At 65.9% G+C, this 21,993-nt stretch carries 18 protein-coding genes; 10 read left to right on the top strand and 8 right to left on the bottom strand.

What is annotated here, in order from left to right; all coding sequences use genetic code 11:
• Nucleotides 1–138: 138 nt before the first annotated feature.
• The 3 genes from IVB23_RS11290 to IVB23_RS11300 all read right to left on the bottom strand — a co-directional run bounded on the left by IVB23_RS11290 (nt 139) and on the right by IVB23_RS11300 (nt 4,041).
• Entirely contained in the window at nt 139–2,685 is a 2,547-nt protein-coding gene (locus IVB23_RS11290) for an HWE histidine kinase domain-containing protein (RefSeq protein ID WP_061878505.1), read from the bottom strand.
• Nucleotides 2,682–3,266 carry a biliverdin-producing heme oxygenase gene (locus IVB23_RS11295; RefSeq protein WP_061878506.1) on the bottom strand — a complete coding sequence of 195 codons (585 nt, stop codon included), beginning with the start codon at nt 3,264–3,266 and terminating at the stop codon, nt 2,682–2,684. The genes IVB23_RS11290 and IVB23_RS11295 overlap by 4 nt, the downstream gene beginning before the upstream one ends.
• 331 nt (nt 3,267–3,597) lie before the next feature.
• Entirely contained in the window at nt 3,598–4,041 is a 444-nt protein-coding gene (locus IVB23_RS11300) for a nuclear transport factor 2 family protein (RefSeq protein ID WP_061878716.1), read from the bottom strand.
• Between the two features lie 91 nt (nt 4,042–4,132).
• On the opposite strand from IVB23_RS11300, the gene IVB23_RS11305 reads away from it, so the two are divergent.
• Nucleotides 4,133–5,053 (top strand): LysR family transcriptional regulator, encoded by a 921-nt coding sequence (locus IVB23_RS11305; RefSeq protein ID WP_061878508.1) that lies wholly within the window; start codon nt 4,133–4,135, stop codon nt 5,051–5,053.
• A 108-nt stretch (nt 5,054–5,161) separates the two neighbouring features.
• On the opposite strand, the gene IVB23_RS11310 is transcribed toward IVB23_RS11305, so the two are convergent.
• Nucleotides 5,162–5,782, bottom strand: a complete 621-nt coding sequence (locus IVB23_RS11310; protein WP_247803532.1) for a glutathione S-transferase family protein — start codon at nt 5,780–5,782, stop codon at nt 5,162–5,164.
• Nucleotides 5,783–5,910: 128 nt separating this feature from the next.
• Here IVB23_RS11310 and IVB23_RS11315 point away from each other — a divergent pair, with 128 nt between their 5' ends.
• The gene (locus IVB23_RS11315) at nt 5,911–7,188 is read left to right on the top strand and encodes a flavin-dependent oxidoreductase (RefSeq protein WP_247803533.1); all 1,278 of its coding nucleotides are present in this window, start codon (nt 5,911–5,913) and stop codon (nt 7,186–7,188) included.
• Between the two features lie 210 nt (nt 7,189–7,398).
• Here IVB23_RS11315 and IVB23_RS11320 read toward each other — a convergent pair whose 3' ends face one another.
• Together IVB23_RS11320 and mutY are read right to left on the bottom strand one after the other, a co-directional pair.
• Complete coding sequence (locus IVB23_RS11320) at nt 7,399–7,821, bottom strand: PaaI family thioesterase (protein ID WP_247803534.1); 423 nt, start codon at nt 7,819–7,821, stop codon at nt 7,399–7,401.
• A 168-nt stretch (nt 7,822–7,989) separates the two neighbouring features.
• Nucleotides 7,990–9,111: an A/G-specific adenine glycosylase gene (gene mutY, locus IVB23_RS11325; protein WP_247803535.1), complete on the bottom strand. Its 1,122-nt coding sequence runs from the start codon at nt 9,109–9,111 to the stop codon at nt 7,990–7,992.
• 158 nt (nt 9,112–9,269) lie between these two features.
• On the opposite strand from mutY, the gene IVB23_RS11330 reads away from it, so the two are divergent.
• From IVB23_RS11330 to IVB23_RS11365, 8 genes are all read left to right on the top strand, one after another.
• Nucleotides 9,270–9,761, top strand: coding sequence for a DciA family protein (locus IVB23_RS11330; protein WP_247803536.1), 492 nt, complete (start codon nt 9,270–9,272; stop codon nt 9,759–9,761).
• A 126-nt stretch (nt 9,762–9,887) separates the two neighbouring features.
• Complete coding sequence (locus IVB23_RS11335; RefSeq protein ID WP_061878513.1) at nt 9,888–10,559, top strand: DsbA family protein; 672 nt, start codon at nt 9,888–9,890, stop codon at nt 10,557–10,559.
• Nucleotides 10,560–10,776: 217 nt separating this feature from the next.
• A complete protein-coding gene (gene smc, locus IVB23_RS11340) occupies nt 10,777–14,241 on the top strand; it encodes a chromosome segregation protein SMC (protein WP_247803537.1) in 3,465 nt (1,154 codons plus the stop codon).
• Nucleotides 14,242–14,370: 129 nt separating this feature from the next.
• A complete protein-coding gene (locus IVB23_RS11345) occupies nt 14,371–15,351 on the top strand; it encodes a small ribosomal subunit Rsm22 family protein (protein ID WP_247803538.1) in 981 nt (326 codons plus the stop codon).
• 137 nt (nt 15,352–15,488) lie between these two features.
• Nucleotides 15,489–16,049: a LemA family protein gene (locus IVB23_RS11350; protein ID WP_247803539.1), complete on the top strand. Its 561-nt coding sequence runs from the start codon at nt 15,489–15,491 to the stop codon at nt 16,047–16,049.
• A 128-nt stretch (nt 16,050–16,177) separates the two neighbouring features.
• Nucleotides 16,178–17,377 (top strand): M48 family metallopeptidase, encoded by a 1,200-nt coding sequence (locus IVB23_RS11355; protein ID WP_247803540.1) that lies wholly within the window; start codon nt 16,178–16,180, stop codon nt 17,375–17,377.
• A gap of 196 nt (nt 17,378–17,573) precedes the next feature.
• A complete protein-coding gene (locus IVB23_RS11360; RefSeq protein ID WP_028179390.1) occupies nt 17,574–18,326 on the top strand; it encodes a hypothetical protein in 753 nt (250 codons plus the stop codon).
• 60 nt (nt 18,327–18,386) lie between these two features.
• Entirely contained in the window at nt 18,387–19,055 is a 669-nt protein-coding gene (locus IVB23_RS11365) for a hypothetical protein (RefSeq protein WP_247803541.1), read from the top strand.
• 36 nt (nt 19,056–19,091) lie between these two features.
• Here IVB23_RS11365 and IVB23_RS11370 read toward each other — a convergent pair whose 3' ends face one another.
• Both IVB23_RS11370 and IVB23_RS11375 read right to left on the bottom strand, forming a co-directional pair.
• Complete coding sequence (locus IVB23_RS11370; protein WP_247803542.1) at nt 19,092–19,631, bottom strand: adenine phosphoribosyltransferase; 540 nt, start codon at nt 19,629–19,631, stop codon at nt 19,092–19,094.
• Between the two features lie 148 nt (nt 19,632–19,779).
• Nucleotides 19,780–21,945 carry an anthranilate synthase component I gene (locus IVB23_RS11375; RefSeq protein ID WP_247803543.1) on the bottom strand — a complete coding sequence of 722 codons (2,166 nt, stop codon included), beginning with the start codon at nt 21,943–21,945 and terminating at the stop codon, nt 19,780–19,782.
• Nucleotides 21,946–21,993 lie beyond the last annotated feature (48 nt).

The raw sequence follows: 21,993 nt of genomic DNA on the forward strand, positions 1-21,993 counted from the left end.
GAGGACACTCGTTAATTGAACCTTCAAATTTTTCGCGCGATTGAGATTGGCCGGCACCCACCCTGCTGCTTTTGTCGGCAGCCATGCAAAGATCGCGCGGCGACGCGCAGCGTCATGCAGAGCGCGGCATGCGAACGCTCACGAGGCGCCGGCCTTCTGCAATTTTTCGAGTGCATGCTCGACCACTTCCAGCGTGTAGGGCTTCTGGACCACCGGCGACGATGCCAGTTGCTCCGGGAGCGGCGCGCGCTCGCCATAGCCGGTCGCGAAGATGAAGGGCACCCCGATCTCCTTGAGCTTCTGAGCCACCTTGATGCTGCTCTCGCTGCCGAGATTGAGATCGAGCAGGGCAAAGCTCGGCCGGGTGCGTTCGATCGACCGCAGCGCCTGATCGACGGTCGCGGCGGTGTCGACGTGGCGGGCGCCGAGATCGAGCAGGATGACCTCCGCCGCCATGGCGATGATCAGATTGTCTTCCACGATCAGCGCGGTCTCCGAGATCCGGGGACGGTTGGCCTGCTGCTCCTCGATCCGCATGGCGGCTCCTGCTATTGACGGCACAAGTTCGACGAAATTGGCGGGAATGACGAACCTCGCCTGCACCCCCAGAAGATCGAAGCGGATCTCGGCATCGCCCTTGAGATCGAAGGGCACCGACCGCTCGATGATCGTGGTCCCGAAGCCGCGCCGCGACGGCGGCTGCACGGGCGGGCCGCCGCTCTCCTTCCATTCGATGACGAGGCTGGAGGATGGGTCAAGACGCCAGACCACCTCGACACTGCCGGTGGAATCGGCAAGTGCGCCGTATTTGGCGGAATTGGTCATCATCTCATGGACCACGAGCGCCAGCGTCGCGAACGCCTTTGGATCGAGCGCGACGTCCGGACCGCCGATCTTCACCCGTTCCGCGCGCGCGCCGAGATAGGCGCCGGCCTCGGATTCGACGAGGGTCCGCAGCGCCACCGGCGCCCAGTTCAGATTGGTGATCTGGTCATGGGCGCGGGCCAGCGCCTGGATTCGGCCGCCGAGCACGCTGGCAAACTCCTCCACGCTCGTCGCGGTGTCCTTGCTCTGCGCCACCAGCGCACGCACCAAGCTCAGGATGTTGCGGACGCGGTGATTGAGCTCGGCGATCATCAGCTCCTGCCGCTCCTGCGCCCCACGGCGCTCGCGCGCGGCGAGGTCGGACAATTGCAGGATCACCTCCAGCAGCGTGACTCGCAGGCTCTCGGCGATGCGGAAGTCGGCCGCCGACCACGGCTTCGACTGGCCCGCCACCGTCTCCTGCCAGAGCTCGAAGCTCTTGCGCGGGGTCAGCCGAGGCCCGTTCGGCCCCTCGTCGTAGACCTTGTTGGGAGCACCGGCCCAGTTCACCGAGCGCGTCAGCTCGCGGCGGAAGAAGATCAGGCAGTCGCGCGGGGTGCGCGAGATCGGGATGGCCAGAAAGCCCGCGGCGCGGTCGCGGAACGCCTCGCCGGCGGCATAGACCTTGGCGATCTCTGCGCTCGCGAAGATTCGTCCCGGCGAGGTCCGGTTGATGAAGGCGACGAGGTCCTTGACCTCGTCCTCGGTCGGCGTATCGCCCTGCAGCACGATGCTGTTGTCGGACCACACCGCGACGCCGTCGCATTCGATCATCTTGCGGTAGTCGCCGAGGAAGTCGACGATGGCGCGGCGGCTGTGCTCGTGCGAGGCCGCGATCTCGATCAGCCGCTCCTGGACTTGATGAGCGCGGGCCTCGTAGGCGACGTCGCCCTCGCGCTCGCGCCCCTCGACGATCCAGGAGAACATCTGCCCGAATAGCTCGGAGGCGGTGCGCTTGTCGAACGAGATGTAGCGCGGCGAATAATGATGGCAGGCAAACAGACCCCACAGCTTGCCGTCGCGTAGGATCGACACCGACATGGAGGCGGCAACGCCCATGTTGCGCAGATATTCGATGTGGATCGGCGAGACCGAGCGCAGCACGCTCATCGACAGATCGAGCAGCCCTGCGTTGTGCGTAGCTGTCGACACCAGCGCGGCCGGCCCGGCATTGACGTCGGCGATGATGCGCAGCCAGTTGCGCTGGTAAAGGGCCCGCGCCTGCCTCGGAATGTCCGACGCGGGATAACGCAGACCGAGGAAGGATTCGAGCTCCGCCTCAGCGGTCTCGGCGATCACTTCGCCTGATCCGTCCGGATGAAACTGATAGACCATGACTCGGTCGAATCCGGTCAGCACCTTGAGCTGGCGCGCCGCCTCCCGCGCCAGATCGGCCATGCCGCGCGTCTTGCGGATCCTCTCGAGCATCAAGCGCACGAGTTCGCCCGAATTGAAGCCGGGCTCGTGCGCGCTCGGCTCCGCCTCGATGATCAGATAAACGCCGGAAAGATGAATCGAGAGATCGAAGGGCGGCCTGCCTGGCTGCAGCTCCACGCCGAACAGGCGTTCGGTCGCGTCCGGACCACCGAGATGATCAACGCGTCCGCGGATCGTTTCGACCGCCGTCGCAGAGACGACGCTCGACAGCGGCTGCTGGAGCAGGTCGGCAACATCCGTCCCAAGGAAGCTCCCTACGTTGTTCGATGCCATGCAGATCGTGAAATCCGGCAACACGGCCAGCAGGAAGCCAAACGGCTGCACGCTGCCGGGAATGTGAATCGGCTCGCGGTCGCAATTGGTGAGATTGACCGCCTCGTTCATGCCCGGTCCGCCGCCCGCTCGAATGCGTCGAAAGCAATGCGAGCGGAATCGATGATCTCGTCCTCGTCACCCGGTTCTTCGCTTGCGAGCTTCACCAGAAAGCTCTGCCAGAGCCGCTCGCCCGCGCCATGGCGGAGATAGGTGGTGGCTTCACTGATGCGCGGATCGCCCGCATCCGCGATTGTCTTCAGCAGGAACTTCGCGCCGAGCCGCGAGCCCTCCAGCACATACATCGTGCCAAGCACCCCGCTGCGCGTCAGCCGCGGCACCGACACTGTCGACGCCGCGCTCGTGCCGAGGCGTCCGAGATCAACCGCAATCGCAGCGCTGCGCGACCGTTCGGGCCAGTCCGCAAACATGCGCTCCACGCCCGCCTCGACGAGCGCGGCTTCGAGCGGAAGAAGAGCTCCGGCGCTGGCCTGAAGAAAGCGGCCATAGCCGGCGAGGCCGCCGAGATCGAATGCGGAGAGCCGGGTGTCGAGCGCGCGGTGCGCAGCCGAGGTCGCTTCTCTCAGTCGTTCGCGGAGTCCGGAGAAGCTGCAGCCCACCTGTGTCGAAACGTGCGAAGCCCCAGCCAGCATGAAATTCCCGGAAATGCAGGTTGCCGGGGCGCGATCGCTCCCGAGCGAGGGGAACGCCGGCGGAAACCGAAGGTTCCGCCGGGCTCGGAAGGAAGTAGAGGCGCCTCCGCTCTATTTCCGCCGGACAGGTTTTCTCAGCTCGTACGCAATCTCCGACCGCGTCATTCCGCAATCCAGAAGTTCCCGCTCGCTCATCGCGGCGCGCTGGCCGTGTATCCGCGTGCGCTCTCGCCGGAGCCGGATGATCTCCGCCAGCTTTCGCCAGACCCACACGACCCTCGCAGACCGGAACGAATGGCGCCAGCCGGCAGACCAGACGGTGCTCAAACCGCTAGCCCGCGGCTCTCGCGACCGTTTGTGGAAACGGACCGAGCGCCCTCTCGGTCAGGATCGAGTCGCAGTACTCGCGGATCTCCTTGATCTTGCCGTCCGCGAGGCGAAACACCAGGCAATAGTCGTTGTCGTAGCGCACGCCTTCGGGCGTGACGTTGTCGCCCTTGGCTTCCACGACGACGATGTCCCCGTCGGCGATGAAGCGGTGAGCGATTGTCCGCGTCCGGTCGCGCAGGCGCGTGCGCACATAGCCGTGCAAATCGTTGAGGATCGCCTCCTTGCCCGAAAAGGTGCGGGACCAGGAATATTGCCCGGTCACGATCCATTTGGCGTCGTCGGCAAGACTGGCGGTGAACAAGGCGCGGTCGCGCGCGGCCGGATCGGGATTGGCGGCGGCGGCAAAGATATCCTGCATCAGTTTCTTGTTGGCGGCAGCGCTCATGGCGGCATCTCCGTGGTGTGACATCGCGAAGATCATCACCGGCCGATCAGCATTCTTCAAATCGATAGTGAATATGATATATATTCACCTTATGAATTTGAATTCGCTTGACCTCAATCTGCTGACCGCGCTCGATGCGCTGCTGCGCGAGGCCAATGTCAGCCGCGCCGCGCTGCGGCTCGGGCTGTCGCAGCCGGCGGCGAGCCATGCGCTGCAGCGCCTGCGCGACATTTTTGGCGATCCGCTGCTGGTACGCACCGGCGCGCGGATGGAGCTGACGCCACGGGCCCTGGCGCTGCGCGCCCCGCTGGCGCAGGCGCTGGACCAGGTGCGCGGGCTGTTCGTGCCCGACGATTTCGACGCCGCGCGCAGCGAGCGGCAATTCCGCCTGATGATGCCGGATCTCGCGGTCGAGCTGTTGATGCCGCGCTTCATGGAGAAGGTGACGCAGGCCGCGCCCAATGTCCGCATCGACGTCGTGCCGTGGCGGGGATCGGCGATCTTCCATGCCGAATTCGCCCGCACCATCGATCTCGTGATCTCGATCGGAAACGCCTTCAAGGGTTTTCACCGCCAGCTGCTCTATACCGACAGCGACGCATTGGCGGTGCGGCGCGGCCATCCGATAGGCGCGAAGCTGAAGCGGCGCGAGACGTTCCTGGCCGCGCGCCATGTCGGCGTGATCATCCGCGGCGGTGCCGAAGACCTGATCGACCCTTGGCTGCGAGCCAAGGGCGTCGAGCGGCATATCTCGCTGGTGGTGTCAGGCTATCTCGAGGCGCTGCACGTCGCCGCCCGCACCGACCTCGTCGCCTTCGTGCCGCGCCGGCTGATCGCAGCGCTGTCGAAGCAGCTCGGCCTCGTCACGGTGACGCCGCCGCTCGACCCCGGGATCGACGAACAGTTCATGTTCCATCCGACCCGCGCGCAGATGGACCCCGGCTCGATCTGGCTGCGGCGGCTGATGCTTCAGACGGGACGGGAATTGGAGAGGGGTCGTAGGGTGGATTAGCCGAAGGCGTAATCCACCAACTTCGTCTGCGATTGCCGATGCATGGTGGGTTACGCCGCGCAAATGCGCTTTGCGCATCTGCGCGGCTAACCCACCCTACAGGAGCCCTTACGCCTTCTGCGCCGCCATCACCTTGCTCACCGCGGGGCGGTCGGACATGCGCTTGAAGTGATCGGCGATTTTCGGCGTCGCATTGATATCGACGCTGTCGCCTTCGAGCCAGGTCGAGAGCGTGTAGAGATAGGGATCGCAGATCGTGAACTGCTCGCCCATGACCCAGGTCCCCCGAAACATCTTCTGCTCGATGAGCTTGAAGCAGGCCGCCATGGTCTTCGGGACCATTGCCTTCATGTCGGCGAACGAGCTCTCCTCCGTCGCCCAGCGCGCGCCGCGCATCTTGTGAGCGTGGTTGATGTGCACGGTCGAGCAGAGATAGGAGTTGAACGACTGCACCTCGGCAAAGTCGAAGGGGTCGTCGAGCGGTGCGAGCTTCGCCTTGGGGAAGGTCTGCGCGATGTAGGCCAGCATCGCCGGCGTCTCGGTCAGGACGCCGCGGTCGGTGACCAGCGCCGGCACCCGGCCCTTCGGGTTGATCGCGAGATAGTCCGGGCTGTTCTGCTGGTTGTCCTTGAAGCTCAGCCGTTCGGCCGAATAGTCGGCTCCAGCCTCTTCCAGGGTGATGTAGGTGGCGAGCGCGCAGGTGCCGGTGGCGTAGTAGAGCTTGAGCATGTCGGACCTCATGGGAAAGCCGAAAATTAACGACTGTCGAGCCCGACGTCCATAGCACAACATCCCCTTCGCAGTTGCCCACCGCGGCCCGCCTGTGCCAAGACGCCTGCAATCGGAGGGGGGATCTCATGACCGTACTCATCGCCGGCGGCGGCATCGGCGGGCTGACGCTTGCGCTCAGCCTGCACGGAATCGGCATTCCCGCAAAAGTGTTCGAGAGCGTGGCGGAACTGAAGCCGCTCGGCGTCGGCATCAACGTGCTGCCGCATGCGGTGCGCGAGCTGATCGAGCTCGGCTTGATGGACAAGCTGGACGCCAGCGGCGTGCGGACGCGCGAGCTCGCCTATTTCTCCAAGCACGGCAAGCCGATCTGGAGCGAGCCGCGCGGACTGGAGGCCGGGTACAAATGGCCGCAATTCTCGATCCACCGTGGCACGCTGCAGCAGCTCCTGCTCGACGCAGCGATCGAGCGGCTCGGCCGCGAGAACATCCTCACCAGCCACCATCTGACCGGCTGGACCGAGACGGCGGACGGCGTGCGCGCCGAATTCATCGACAAGGCGACCGGCAAAGCCGCCGGGACCTACGACGGCGCGATTCTGATCGCCGCTGACGGCATCCATTCCGCCGTGCGCGAAAAGCTCTATCCGGGCGAAGGCCCGCCGATCTGGAACGGCCGCATCCTCTGGCGCGGCGTGACGCCCGCAAAGGCTTTCCTCAGCGGCCGTACGATGATCATGGCGGGACACGAGGTCCTGAAATTCGTCTGCTATCCGATCAGCAAGGCGCCGGATGCGGCGGGCAATTATCAGATCAACTGGGTCGCCGAGCGGCATATGCCCCCGACCTATCAGTGGCGGCGCGAGGACTATAACCGCACCGCGCGGCTGGAAGAGTTTTTGCCATGGTTCGAAAGCTGGACGTTCGACTGGCTTGACGTGCCCGGGCTGATCAAGAATTGCCCGCACGCCTATGAATATCCGCTGGTCGACCGTGATCCGGTGTCGCAGTGGACCTTCGGCCGCGTCACGCTGATGGGCGATGCCGCGCATCCGATGTACCCGATCGGCTCGAACGGCGCCTCGCAAGCGATCCTCGACGCCCGCGTCATCACCCGCGAGATTCTCGCGCATGGTCCGACGAGCGCCGCGCTGCTCGCCTATGAAGCCGAGCGGAGGCCCGCGACCACCGACCTCGTCCTGCTCAACCGCAAGAACGGCCCTGAGCAGGTGATGCAGCTCGTCGAGGAGCGCGCGCCGGATGGCTTTGAGGTCGTCACCGACGTCTTGTCCCAGCAGGAGCTGGAAGGCATCGCCGCGAACTACAAGCGCGTCGCGGGCTTTCAGGTCGACGCGCTGAATGCGAAGCCGCCGATCGTGAGCAAGGACGCGCGGCCGAGTGCGTGAGCTTTCGCACGAGGCGAGATGCCCGTTGATGTGCCCTCGCCCCTTGCGGGAGAGGGCAGCGATGCCGGAAGACGCAAGCTCACTCGGGTGAGGGGTATCTCTCCGCGAGTCCAACTCGCAGTTTAGACTCGCGGAGAGAAACCCCTCATCCGGCGCCTCGCGCCACCTTCTCCCACAAGGGGTGAAGGAAGAGCAGTGCGCAACGCTAAACTATTTACCCACCACCCTCGCCGCCTCCAGCAGCCGCTCGCTCGCGCTGGCCGTCGCCAGCAGCGTGCCGTCCTCCGCCATCAGCTTGGCTTCGACGAAGGCAATCGTCTTGCCGAGTTGCGTCACCCTCGCCTCGCCGATGATCGGGCCGGGCTTTGCGGGTGCCAAAAAATTCACGGTCATGCTGATCGTGGTGGTGTAGAGCCGGCCCTCGCTCATCACCAGCACCGCCGGACCCATCGTGTCGTCGAGCATGGCCGAGAGCATGCCGCCCTGAATGAAACCCGCAGGGTTGCAGAACTCCGGCTTGCCTTCGAAACCGAGCTTGATCCAGCCCTCCTGCGGGCGAGCATCGAGCAGACGCCATCCCAGCAGTTCGGCACAGGGTGGCCTTCGGAAGTTGTCGAGCGCGGTCTTGACCATGCGAGATCTCCTGTTGCCCGCTGGTAACGCAAGGCTGCTGACAGCCTGTTGTCAGCAGGATGGAGTCCTAAAGCGCGATGCGATTAGGATGAATCGTCATCGCGCTTTAGGTTGTTGTTTAAGCATGATCTTTTCGGAAAACCGCTGCACACTTTTCCGGATCATGCTTTAGAGACCCAATCCATGCGCGATCACCTTGCGCATGACGTTGGGCAGCGCTTCGCCGGCCAGGGTTGCGATCGGCACCCAGCGCATGCCCTCGGGCGCGCGCGCGCGGGCTTCCACCTTCGCGGTGTAGACTACCAGCTCCAGCGGAAAATGCGTGAAGACGTGGGTGACGACGCCCACCTTGCGCTGCCAGCGCGACAGCCCCTTCAGCTCCGGCGCCTGCTGCTTCGCCGCCGCATCGTTCTGGCCGGCGAGCCAGTCCGAGCCCGGCACTTCCGTCATGCCGCCGAGCAGGCCCTTGTCGGGCCGCGAGCGGACCAGCAGCTCGTCGCCGCGCGTGACCACGAAAGCCGCCCCCCGCCGCAGCGTCCCGCTCTTCTTCGGCGCCTTGCGCGGAAAGGTCTCCTGCGTGCCCTGCGCACGCGCGATGCAATCCTCGCTCAGCGGGCACAGCGCACAGGCCGGCTTCTTCGGCGTGCAGATCGAGGCGCCCAGATCCATCAGCGCCTGCGCGCTGTCCCCCGCGCGAGACGTCTCGCCGCCGGCGCGAGAATCCGCCAGCAGCGTCGCGGCGAGTTGCTGGATCCGCGGCTTGGCTTGCGGCAGCTCCTCCTCGACCGCGAACAGGCGCGACACCACACGCTCGATATTGCCGTCGACCGGCATGGTGCGACGGTCGAACGCGATCGCGGCAATCGCCGCCGCCGTGTAGGGCCCGATCCCCGGCAGCGCGCGCAAGCCCTCCTCCGTATCGGGAAAGACGCCGTCATGCTCGCGCGTCACTGCGACCGCGCAAGCATGGAGGTTTCGCGCGCGCGAGTAATAGCCGAGCCCCGCCCACATCCGCAGCACGTCGTCCTGGGAAGCCCGCCCCAGCGCCGCGACATCCGGCCAGCGTACGACGAATTTCTCGAAATAGGGGCCGACCGCCTTCACCGTGGTCTGCTGGAGCATGATCTCCGACAGCCAGACGCGATAGGGATCCGATGTCTCACCGGGAGCCGCGCGCCAGGGCAGGCGGCGACGGTGGCGGTCGTACCATTGGAGGAGCGCCAGCGGTCGAGCCAGACGTTCCGGTTGAACTGGTTCCGATTTCGCCCTGCGGGCCGATTTGAGGGGCATACTCGCACTGTAACGACGTGGGGCCGATCTCTCCACGTCATGCCCGCGCTTGTCGCGGGCATCCACGTCTTTATTCGCGGCGAGACGCAGATGGCCGGCACAGCCCGGCCATGACGGCAGCAGTTCCTGACGCGTCGCGCACAGTGCTATAAGGTCCCATGTCCAAATTCCCTCCCAAGCCCGGCCCCATCAGCGCCAAGCCGCTCGGCATCCTGCTCGACGACGTCTTTGCCGAGGCCTATGCCAAGCAGGGTTTTGCCGCGCGCGAACTGGTGACGCGGTGGGCGCAGATCGCGGGACCGGAGATCGCGGCCCATGCCGAGCCGCTCAAGATGCAATGGCCGCGCCCGGTGGAGGGCCAGCCGCAGGAGCCGGCGACCCTGGTGCTGCGGGTCGAAGGACCGATGGCGCTGGAGATCCAGCACTCCGCCGATGTCATCCTAGAGCGGGTCAACCGCTTCTTCGGCTGGAACGCGGTCGGCAAGCTCGCCTTCCGCCAGGCTCCTCTGTCGCGCGTCCAGCGCCGGGTGCGGCCCGGCCCGCCGGACCCCAAAAGCGTCGCCAAGGTGGCGGAGAGCCTGGGTGGCATTGAGGATGACGAGCTCAAGTCGGCGCTGGCCCGGCTGGGGGCCGCCATCAAGCGAAATTGAGCCTCATTCCGCCGCCAAACTGGACCCCTCCGTGCGGCCCGCCATTGCCTCAATCGACGTTTCAAGCTAGCGACAGGCCGTCCGGGCGGGAACCTCGGACAACCTTGCCAATCTCGGGAGCCGACCTTGATCATCACCCGCCGCGCCTTCACCACGATGCTGTCGCTGACCGGGCTTGCCGCGCTCACCGGACTCCCGCCGCTGCGGTTCGTCTCGGAAGCCATGATCCCTGAAGCCATGGCGCAGTCCGCCGCCGATGTGGCCAAGCCCGTGTCCCTGCCCGACATGGCGCTCGGGCCGAACGATGCCGCCGTCACCATCACCGAATACGCCTCGATGACCTGCCCGCACTGCGCCGCCTTCAACGAGCAGGTGTTCCCGAAGATCAAGAAGGAATACATCGACACCGGCAAGGTGCGTTACATCTTCCGCGAGTTCCCGCTCGACATCAAAGCCGCCGCCGGATCGATGCTGTCGCGCTGCATCGCCAATGGCGATGCGCCGAAATACTTCGCCGTCACCGACATGCTGTTCCGCCAGCAGAACGACTGGGTGCTGAAGAACACCACGGAGACCTTGACGCGGATCGGCAAGCAGGCCGGCCTCACCCAGCAGCAGGTCGAGGCCTGCCTGAAGGACCAGGCGCTGCTCGACAAGATCGCTGCCGACCAGAAATATGCCAGCGACGTGCTGAAGGTCGATTCGACACCGACCTTCTTCATCAACGGCGAGAAGATCAAGGGCGAGGCCTCATTCGAGGAATTCGCCAAGAAGATCAATCCGCTGCTCAAGAGCTGATTCGCACGCGACAACCCTGATTCGCGCATCTCGAGCCGCATTCTTCCCGGCATAAATCCCTTGGGAAAAGCGGCTTTCGCTGGTTGCCCTCGCGGCGCACCGCGGCCATTGTCCAGCCGCATGAGCCGCCTCGCGCGACTCACCCAGACAGCGACATTGCCTTCCATGGTATTGTCCCGGCAGGGAGATTCGCGCCTGCCAACAGAGATGCGTGTTTATGAAAATCACCCGCCTGCGCCTTCACGGCTTCAAGTCCTTCGTTGAGCCCACGGACTTCGTCATCGAGCCCGGCCTGACCGGCGTGGTCGGTCCCAACGGTTGCGGCAAGTCGAATCTCGTCGAAGCACTGCGCTGGGCGATGGGCGAGACCTCGTACAAATCGCTGCGCGCCGCCGACATGGACGCGGTGATCTTCGCCGGCTCCGGCAACCGTCCTGCGCGCAACCACGCCGAAGTGACGATGACGATCGACAATGCCGATCGCACCGCGCCGGCGGCGATGAACGACAGCCAGCTTCTGGAAGTCTCCCGCCGCATCGAGCGCGAGGCCGGCTCGGTCTATCGCATCAACGGCCGCGACGTGCGCGCCCGCGACGTACAGATCCTGTTCGCGGACGCCGCCACCGGCGCGCGCTCGCCGGCGCTCGTCCACCAGGGCAAGATCGGCGAGATCATCCAGGCCAAGCCGGAACAGCGCCGCCGCGTGCTGGAAGACGCCGCCGGCGTCGCCGGCCTGCACGCCCGCCGTCACGAGGCCGAGCTGCGGCTGAAGGCGGCCGAAACCAACCTTACCCGCGTCGAGGACGTGATCGGCCAGCTCTCGGGCCAGATGGAAGGCCTGAAGAAGCAGGCCCGCCAGGCGGTGCGCTATCGCGAGGTCGCAGCCAAAGTCCGCAAGGCCGAAGCCACGCTGTACCATCTGCGCTGGATCGGCGCGCATGCCGACGTCAATGAGTCCGGGCAGACCCACGATCTCGCGGTGCGCGAAATGGCCGAGCGCACCCAGCACCAGGCCGAAGCCGCCCGCATCCAGGCCATCCGCGCCGCCGAGATGCCGGCGCTGCGCGATGCCGAGGCGCGCGCCGCGGCCGGCCTGCAGCGCCTGACCAATGCCCGCGAGCTGCTCGATCGCGAGGAAGAGCGCGCCAAGGAGCGCGTCGCCGAGCTCGAGCGGCGCCTCGCCCAGTTCGAAGGCGACATCTCCCGCGCCCAGCAGCAGACCATGGACGCCGACGTCGCACTGCAGCGGCTCGACGCAGAAGACGCCGAGCTGAAGGAAGAGATCAAGTCGCGCGTCGAGAAGCGCTCCGGCGTCGACGAACGCGTCGCCGAAGCCGAGGCGGTGCTGACCGAAACCGAGCAGAAGTTCGCCGAGCTCACCACCGCGCTCGCCGACCTCACCGCCAAGCGCAACCAGCTCGAGGCCAACGTCCGCACCCATCGCGACAAGCTCGCCCGGCTCGACCAGGAGATCGCCAACGTCGCCGCGGAAGAGCAGAAGCTTGCCGCCGAGACCGGTGGCTTCGGCGATCTCGACGAGCTGACCGCGCTGGTCGAGACCGCGGAGCAGACGCTGGCTGCGTCCGAAGCTGCGGCGCAGGCGAGCGAGGCTGCGCACGTGGCCGCGCGCCAGACGCTGGAATCCTCCCGCTCGCCGCTGGTCGAGGCCGACAAGCGCGTGCAGCGGCTCGAGACCGAGGCGCGCACGATCTCCAAGATCGTCAATGGCGAGACCAAGAATCTGTGGCCGCCGATCATCGACGGCATCAACGTCGACAAGGGCTTTGAAAAGGCGATCGGCGCCGCGCTCGGCGACGATCTCGACGCCCCGATCGACCCGTCGGCGCCGATGCGCTGGACCAATGTCGGACACACCGAAGGCGACCCGGCGCTGCCCGAAGGCGTCGTGCCCCTCGCCAATCACGTGCAGGCGCCGGCCGAGCTGGCGCGCCGCCTGGCGCAGATCGGCGTGGTGCCGCGCGAGCGCGGCGCGGAGCTGGTCTCCCAGCTCAAGACCGGCCAGCGGCTGGTCTCGCCCGAGGGCGACGTCTGGCGCTGGGACGGCTTTGTCGCCGCGGCTCACGCCCCGACCGGTGCCGCACGCCGCCTTGCCGAGCGCGCCCGCCTCGTCGACATCGAGAACGAGCTGGAGCAGGCCCGCATCGACGCGCAGATCAAGCGCCAGGCGCTGGAGAACGCCGAGTCCGAGCTGCAGATGGCGGCGAGCACCGAGGGCGCCAGCCGCGAAGCCTGGCGTGCCGCGCAGCGCGAGCTGAACGTCGCGCGCGAGCGCCACGCCAATGCCGAGCGCGAGATCAGCCGCCACGCCGCGCGCAAGGCCACGCTGTCGGAAGCGCACAGCCGCCTCGCCGCCGACCGCGCCGAAGCCGAGGCCGCCTACGAATATGCCGCAGCCGGCATCTCCGAGCTGCCGTCGAGCGAGGACACCGAAACGCGTCTCGCCGCCGTCCGCAGCGACATCGAAGGCCACCGCCGCATGGCCGCCCAGGTCCGCGCCGAGGCGCAGGCGCTGGCACGCGAGGCCGAGCTCGCCGACCGCCGCGTGCAGGCGATCCTCGCCGAACGCACCGAGTGGCAGAACCGCAAGGAGAGCGCGGCCTCCCACATCGACACCATCCAGGCCCGTATCGCCGAGCTCACGATCGAGCGCAGCGAGCTCGAGAACGCGCCGGCCGTGTTCGCGGAGAAGCGCAGCGCGCTGATCACCGAGATCGAGTACGCCGAGAACGACCGCCGCATGGCTGCCGACGCGCTCGCTACCGCGGAAAGTGCGATGGCGGAGACCGATCGCGTCGCCAAGCTGACGCTCGAGGCACTGTCGAGCTCCCGCGAGGCCACCGCCCGCGCCGAGGAGCGCATGGAAGGCGCGCGGCGCCGGCTGGAGGATATCGAGCGCGAGATCCGCGACATGCTCGAGGTCGAGCCGCAGGCCGTCGCCGGCCTTGCCGAGATCGAGCCGGGCGCCGAGCTGCCGCCGCTGCACGACATCGAGGAAGACCTCGAGAAGATGCGGCGCGACCGCGAGCGCCTCGGCGCCGTGAATCTGCGCGCCGAGGAAGAGCTGCGCGAGGTCGAGACCCAGCACACCGGCCTCGTCACCGAGCGGGACGACCTCGTCGAAGCCATCAAGCGGCTGCGCCAGGGCATCCAGAGCCTCAACAAGGAGGCCCGCGAGCGGCTCCTGACCTCGTTCGAGGTCGTCAACAACCACTTCAAGCGCCTGTTCGTCGAGCTGTTCGGCGGCGGCGAGGCCGCGCTGCATCTGATCGAGAGCGACGACCCATTGGAGGCCGGCCTCGAAATCATCGCCAAGCCGCCGGGCAAGAAGCCGCAGACGCTGTCGCTGCTCTCGGGCGGCGAGCAGGCGCTGACCGCAATGGCGCTGATCTTCGCGGTGTTCCTCACCAACCCCTCGCCGATCTGCGTGCTGGACGAAGTCGACGCGCCGCTCGACGACCACAACGTCGAACGATACTGCAACCTGCTGCACGAGATGACCAGCTCGACCGACACGCGCTTCATCATCATCACGCACAATCCGATCACGATGGCGCGGATGAACCGCCTGTTCGGCGTCACCATGGCCGAGCGCGGCGTCTCGCAGCTGGTGTCGGTGAGCCTCGCCGAGGCCGTGGACATTCTCGACCAGAACGTGGCGTGAGTCCGCAGTCGCGCCACACCCATTGCGTCATCATCCGCGAAGGCGGATGATCCAGTACGCCGCGGCTTCTCGGTTGAGGGCGCTGTCTCGGAGTACTGGATGCCCCGCCTTCGCGGGGCATGACTGCGGATGATGATAGCCCCCACCCTCCCTGCCGAACTGAAGGCCGCTCTCGACCGCAAGCTTCAGGGCTTCTCCCGCACTGATGCGGCACAACGGTCACAGAAAATCTCGACCACCTATCGCGCCGGCGGCGGCTCCGGCACGATCAAGTCGGAGGCCGATGCGCTCGCTTATGCGCTGGCGCGCATGCCCGCGACCTACGCGGCGGTGGCGGCCAGCCTCAATGCGCTGACCGAGATCGCGCCTGATCTCGCCCCGGAAACGCTGCTCGACGTCGGCGCAGGCCCGGGCACCGCGAGCTGGGCGGCCGCCGAAGCCTTTCCGTCGCTGCAAGACTTTACCCTGCTCGACGCCAACGCCACGCTGAGCCGACTCGCGCTCGAACTCGCACGCAACAGCTCGCGCCTCGCGGAGTGCCGTTATCTGCCGGGCGATGCCGGCGGCAATCTCGCTGAAGTCTCGCCAGCCGATCTCGTCATTGCAAGCTACGTCATCGGGGAGCTCAACGAGGCCGATCAGCGCAAGCTCACAGATGCGATGTGGGCGAAGGCGCGCCACGCGCTGGTCGTGATCGAACCCGGCACGCCCGCCGGCTATACCCGCATCCTCGCACTGCGCCAGCAGCTGATCGCGGCAGGCGCCTACGTCGCCGCGCCCTGCCCGCACGAAAGGTCGTGCCCGCTCATCGCGCCCGACTGGTGCCATTTCAGCCAGCGCCTGCCGCGCTCGCAGGCGCACCGCCAGATCAAGGGTGCCGAGGTGCCGTTCGAGGACGAGCGCTTCATCTACGTCGCCTTGACCCGCGCGCAGCCCACTACGCGCGCGGCGCGCGTGCTGGCCCCGCCGGATGTCGGCAAGGCCGAGATCACGGCGAAGCTCTGCAGCCAGGGCGGCGTTGAACTTGCGAAGGTGCCCCGCCGCGACAAGACCGCCTATGCACGTGCCCGGCGCTGGCGCTGGGGCGACGCCGTCATTGCCGAAAGTTAACCCTGTTAAGGGCTTTCGCCTTGAACTCGGACGCCTCCCTGTTCGACCAAGTCTAACCTCCCTCTGCATCGGGCTCTCATCCTGCGCCAATCTGGTCTACCCTGGCGCCCGCCTTCTTCCCTCTTCAGGAGTTCTCCATGTCGACCGGCTGGATCGTTCTCGGCGTCATCGTCGTCCTCGTGCTGTTCGCCTTCAGCGCCTATAACCGCCTGGTGGCGCTGAGCCAGCGCGTCGGCCAGGCCTTTGCCGATATCGACGTGCAGCTCAAGCAGCGTCACGACCTGGTCCCGAACCTGGTCGAGACGGTGAAGGGCTACGCCTCGCACGAGCGCGGCACGCTCGACGACGTCATCAAGGCGCGCAATTCGGCGATGTCGGCACAGGGACCGGCGCAGGTGTCCGCGGCCGAGAACCAGCTCTCCGGCGCGCTCGGCCGGCTGATCGCGCTGTCGGAGGCCTATCCCGACCTCAAGGCCAACGCCAATTTCCAGCAACTCGCCAGCGAACTCTCCGACCTCGAGAACAAGATCGCGGCGAGCCGCCGTTTCTTCAACAACGCGGTCCAGGAATACAACACCGGCATCCAGCAGATGCCGGCCGCCCTGTTCGCCGGCATGTTCGGCTTCACCAGGAAGGACTTCTTCGATCTCGGCGCCAGCCGTACCGAGGTCGAGGCCGTGCCGCAGGTGAAGTTCTGATTGCCGGCATGTTCATTGCTCTTCTCCGTCATTCCGGGGCGTCGCATTGCGACGAACCCGGAATCTCGAGGTTCCGGGTTCACGCCTTCGGCGTGCCCCGGAACGACGGACTTTGACGAAGACCCGTCATGGCCGCGTATGGTCTCTACACGCACGTCGCCTCGAACAAGTTTCGTTCGATGCTGCTGCTCGCCGGCCTGTTCATGCTGGTCTACGTGCTGGTCTATGCCGGCGCACTGGTTGCCGAGGTCGTCATCAACGGCAATGGCACAGTCGCCTACTATCTGAGCCGCGCCTTCACCGACCTGCTCAAGGCCGCACCGTTCGCGACGATCGCGGCGGCGCTCTGGACCGTGATCGCCTATTTCTTCCACCAGTCGATGATCGATGCCATAACCGGCGGCCACGGCGTCACGCGGCAGGAGGAGCCGCGGCTCTACAATCTGCTCGAAAACCTCTGCATCTCGCGCGGCATCACCATGCCGAAGCTGAAGATCATGGAGAGCCCGGCCCTGAACGCGTTCGCGACCGGCCTCAATCCGCGGCAATATTCCATCACCGTCACCACCGGTCTCCTCGCAACACTGAATGACAAGGAGATCGAGGCGGTGCTGGGCCACGAGCTGACCCACATCAAGAACGGCGACGTGCAGCTCATGGTCGTCGCCGTCATCATTGCCGGCGTGGTTGGATTCTTCGGCGAATTGTTCTTCCGCCTGTTCACGAACTTCAACTGGAGCTCCGGAAGCTCGGGCTCCTCCTCCCGGTCGTCCTCGTCATCGAGCGACAGCAAGAGCTCCGGCGGCGGCGCGGTGATCGTGATCATCATCGCGATCGTGCTGATCGTGGTGGCCTGGCTGCTGTCCCAGGTGGTGAAGCTCGCACTGTCGCGGTCGCGCGAATTTCTCGCCGACGCGGGCTCCGTCGAGCTGACGAAAGATCCTGATGCGATGATTTCGGCGTTGCGCAAGATCGAAGGCCGCGGCGAGCTGCCTGGCGCGACCTCGGCGGCGATGGAGCTCTGCGTCGACAATCCGCGCGAGGGCTTTGCCGATCTGTTCGCGACCCACCCTTCCGTGCAGTCCCGGGTCGATGCGCTGGTCAAGTTCGCTGGTGGCCACGACCCCGGTCCGCTGCCAGACCCCGCCGAAGAGACGGATCAACCCGCAACGGAACAACCGGAGGCACAGGCCAACCCGCAGGATGCGCAGCCGCCGCGCGGGCCGTGGAACGACGCAGGCAACCCGGCTGGACCGCCGCCCGTGCCGGCCCCAGGCCCCTCAGGAGCTCCGGCGGGCAATGCGATGGGACCTTGGGGCCGCCATTGAGCGCGTGATTTACCGCTACACGCGGCGGTTTTCGGGGTGCTCCGGAAAAACCACTGGAATTGCCGCAACTGCGGCCCAAGGAATTGAATTCTCCCTTGTTTCTGCCATGTTCGCGCCCAACAGCAGACTCGGGACATCGATTTGGGGCCCGGCCGATTGCGACCTCGCGATCGGGGGCGCGCGTTAGGGGACAGCAATGGCAAAGCCGGCAGTGGTTGTGGTGGGCGCGGACAAGGGCGGGGTCGGCAAGACCACGGTGTCGCGGACCTTGCTCGATTATTTCTCGGCCAACAACGTACCGACCCGCGCGTTCGACACGGAGTCCCCGCGCGGAACCCTGAAGCGCTTCCACCCTGACATCACCGAGATCGTCGACATGACGACCACGGCCGACCAGATGAAGATCTTCGACACGCTCAATGCGGTGAGCCCGTCGGTGACCGTCATCGACGTCCGCGCCGGCCTGCTCTCGCCAGCCCTCGCCTCGCTCCGCGACATCGGCTTCCTCGACGCCGCCAAGGCCGGGCAGATCACCTTTGCGGTGTTCCACATCCTGGGCCCCTCGATCGCCTCGCTGGAGGAGATCGCCGAGACCGCAGGCTTCATGGGCGGCGCGAAATATTTCCTGGTCAAGAACTTCATCAACGACACCCAGTTCTTCCAGTGGGACCAGGCGACCTACAATTCCTACTTCCACCGCATCAAGGACGCGACCGAGCTGACCATCCCAAAGCTCAACGAAATGGCCTACGAGCAGGTCGAGGTCTCCTCCGTCCCGTTCCTGAAATTCGTCGCCAACAAGGGCATCAACGACGAGGCCGCCAACTACTCCTTCGTGCTGCGCGGCTATGTCCGGCACTGGCTGGCCAATGTCTGGAGCGAATTCGACCGCATCCGGCTGACCGACATCGTCGGTTCGAAGCCGGCGACCCGCAACAGCGAAAAATAGTTGCGCAGCCCGGGCGGATACGGCTGGATTGGGTGGTGAGTTGGCCTGATATAGCTGTCAATGCCCGCGACACCCGTCTACATCATCTGCTCGCCCCGCCCGCAGGTCGGCAAGACCCTGCTGGCGCGGCTTTTGAGCGAATTCCTGCTGCTCAAGAATGGCAACGTGGCGGCCTTCGACGTCAACCTGAAGGAGCCGTCGCTGCTCGACTATCTGCCGAAGGTCACGGAAACCGCGGACGTGATCGACACCTATGGCAAGATGCAGCTGATGGACCGCGTCATCCTCGATGACGGTGTTGCCAAGGTCATCGACCTCGGCTTCCACGCCTTCGACGAGTTTTTCAAGATGACCGAGGAGATCGGCCTCCTGAAGGAGGCGGCGCGCCGCCATGTCGCACCGCAGATCCTGTTCGTCGCCGACACCGACCGCGTCTCGGCCCGCGCCCATGAGATGCTGCGCGGGCAGATCCCGCGCATGAACCTGATCACCGTGGACAACGAATATGTCGTGCGCGGCGAGCTGCCGCCCGCGATGGAAGGCGGCCGGCTGTTCCGCCTGCCCGCGCTGCCCGGCTTCCTCAAGACCTATATCGACCGGCTGAATTTCTCCTTCACCGGCTATCTGCGCCAGGAAAAGGACTCTTCCACCGAGCTGCACCAGTGGACCCGGCGGAACTACATCGCCTTCCGGGAACTTGAGCTCAGCCTGATCCTGCAGCGGTCCTGATCGCAATCCATCCGGGCGTATCCTCGCCCGCCCCGCTCAATGCCCCTCGAACGTCATCAACGTGCGCACCGGCAGGTCCATGGCGCGCAGCTTGGCGGCGCCGCCGAGCTCGGGCAGGTCGATGATGAAGCAGGCGGCGACGACGTTGGCGCCGATCTGGCGCAGCAGCTTCACCGCGCCTTCCGCAGTACCGCCGGTGGCGATGAGGTCGTCGACCAGGATGACGCGTTCACCTGGCTGGATCGCGTCGACATGCATCTCCATCTCGTCGATGCCGTATTCGAGCGAGTAGGCGATGCGCACGGTGGTGTGCGGCAGCTTGCCCTTCTTGCGGATCGGCACGAAGCCAGCCGAGAGCTGATGCGCCACCGCGCCGCCGATGATGAAGCCCCGCGCTTCCATGCCGGCGACCTTGTCGATCTTGTTGCCGGCCCAGGGATTGACGAGCTCGTCCACTGCGCGGCGGAAGGCGCGCGCATCCGCGAGCAGGGTCGTGATGTCGCGGAACATGATACCCGGTTTGGGATAGTCGGGAATGGTGCGGACGCTCGCCTTGATGTCGTGGTCAAAGGTCATGGTTATCTCGCTCTGGCTTTTCCACCGTCATTGCGAGCGAAGCGAAGCAATCCAGATCTTCTCCGCGGCAGCAGTCTGGATTGCTTCGTCGCCAGCGCAAAATTGCTTCGCAATTTTGTCGCGGGCTCCTCGCAATGACGGTCCTTACTCAATTCGCCCCCGCTTCCAGCCGGAACGCATTTTCGACAATACGCAAGCCCACCTCGCCGCCGAGCGACATCAGCGATTCCGGGTGGAATTGCACGCCGGCGACCGGCAGGGTCTTGTGCTCCAGCGCCATGGCGACGCCGTCCTCAGTGCTGGCGGTGACGGACAACACCTCCGGCATGCTGTCGCGCTCGACATAGAGCGAGTGATAGCGGCCGATGACGATCTCGTTCGGCAAATTGCGCATTAAGCGCCCGCCGCGAACCTGGACCCGCGAGGGCCGGCCGTGGGCGGGATGGGTGAGCTGCCCGAGCTCGCCGCCAAAATATTCACCGATCGCCTGCACGCCGAGGCAGACGCCGAATACCGGCAGCTTGTTCTCCAGCGCCGCATCGATGGTCTTCCTGATCCCGAAATCTTCGGGCCTGCCCGGACCGGGCGACAGCACCAGCAAATCCCACCTCTTCTGCTTGAGCATGTCGAGCGCATGCACATAGCGGACCACGGTGACGCTGGCGCCGACCTGGCGGAAATAGTCGGCGAGCATGTGCACGAAGCTGTCGTCGTGGTCGATCAGCAGCACCTGCTTGCCCGAGCCGGTGGCATCGGGTGCAAAGGTCGACAGCGGCTTTGGCGGATCGCCGCGCAGCGCCTGGAACAGCGCGGCAGCCTTGACCTGGCATTCGCGGTCCTCCGCGGCAGGATCGGAATCGAACAGGCAGGTGGCGCCGACGCGCACCTCGGCAAGCCCATCCTTCATGCGGATGGTGCGGATGGTGAGGCCGGTGTTGATGCTGCCGTCGAAATTCACCGCGCCGATCGCCCCCGCATACCAGCGTCGCGGGGAGCGCTCGTGATCCTCGACGAATTGCATCGCCCAGAGCTTTGGCGCGCCTGTGACGGTTACCGCCCAGGCATGGGTGAGGAAGGCGTCGAGCGCGTCGAAGCCGGGGCGCAGCATGCCCTCGACATGATCGACGGTGTGGAACAGCTTTGAGTAGGTCTCGATCTGGCGGCGCGCCAGCACCTTGATCGTGCCCGGCACGCAGACGCGCGCCTTGTCGTTGCGGTCGACGTCGGTGCACATGTTGAGCTCGAACTCGTCCTTCTCCGAGTTCAGCAGCTGGCGGATCTGCTCGGCATCGCCGATCGCGTCGGCGCCGCGCGCGATCGTGCCCGAAATCGGGCAGGTCTCGACCCGGCGACCGTCCGAGCGCACGAACATTTCCGGCGAAGCCGAGACCAGAAACTCGCCCTCGCCGAGATTCATCAGCGCGCCATAGGGCGACGGGTTGATGACGCAGAGCCGCTGGAACACTTCGGCCGGCGAGCGGTCGCACGGCTCGGCGAAGAGCTGCCCCGGCACGGCTTCGAACAGATCGCCGCGGGCAAAGGCCGCGCGCGCGGTCTCGACGGTGGCCTGATATTCGCCGGGGGCGTGATCGGCGAAGCCCTGGCGCGGCGTCTTCAAGTACGGGCTGTCGGCGGTCTCGCGCGGCAGGCCCTCGGTGGATTGGCCCTTCCAGGCGAAGTCGTAAGTGAGCACCACGCCGCGCCCGGTGGCGCGGTCATAGGCCAGCAAGCGATCGGGCACATAGAGCACGATGTCGCGCTGGTCCGCCTCACGTGGGCGCTTCTGCACGAGATCCTCGATCTGGAAGACGAGGTCGTAGGCGAAGGCGCCGAACAGGCCGAGCAGCCCGTCATCATTGGCGGAGAAGGCGGCGACGAGGTCACGCACCAGCGACATCACGCTGGCGCGCCGCGTGCGCTGGTCCTCCTCGACCGGGGCATCGCCGCGGATGATGTGGCCGGCAAGGCGTGTGGCCGACTTCTCGGAGATCACCACGCAGGGCTCGCGCAGCACGTCGCCGAGGAAGGCGATCAGCACCTGCCCGCGTTCGTTCAGCGCTTCTAGCTTGAAATTGACGCCTGTGGTCTCGAGCTTGAGCGGCGGGTCGGAGAAGCCGAGATCGAAGCTCTCATAGCGGCCCGGCACGGTCGTGCCCGAGGACAGCACCACGCCGCGGCGGCGGTCGAGCAGGTTGACGAGGTCGTCGAGCCTGTTGGCGCCGCCGGTAAACTGCTCCGCCACGCGCGTGATCGCAAGACCCGCACGGGTCACATAGTCGCTTCGGGCCGGGAGGGCAAAGACGGTCCTGTTCATGGGGTCCTCTTACGAGACTTGCCGAGGGAACGCCACACAGGACAAACG

The organism is Bradyrhizobium sp. 191 (assembly GCF_023100985.1).
Classification (GTDB): Bacteria; Pseudomonadota; Alphaproteobacteria; order Rhizobiales; family Xanthobacteraceae; genus Bradyrhizobium; species Bradyrhizobium diversitatis.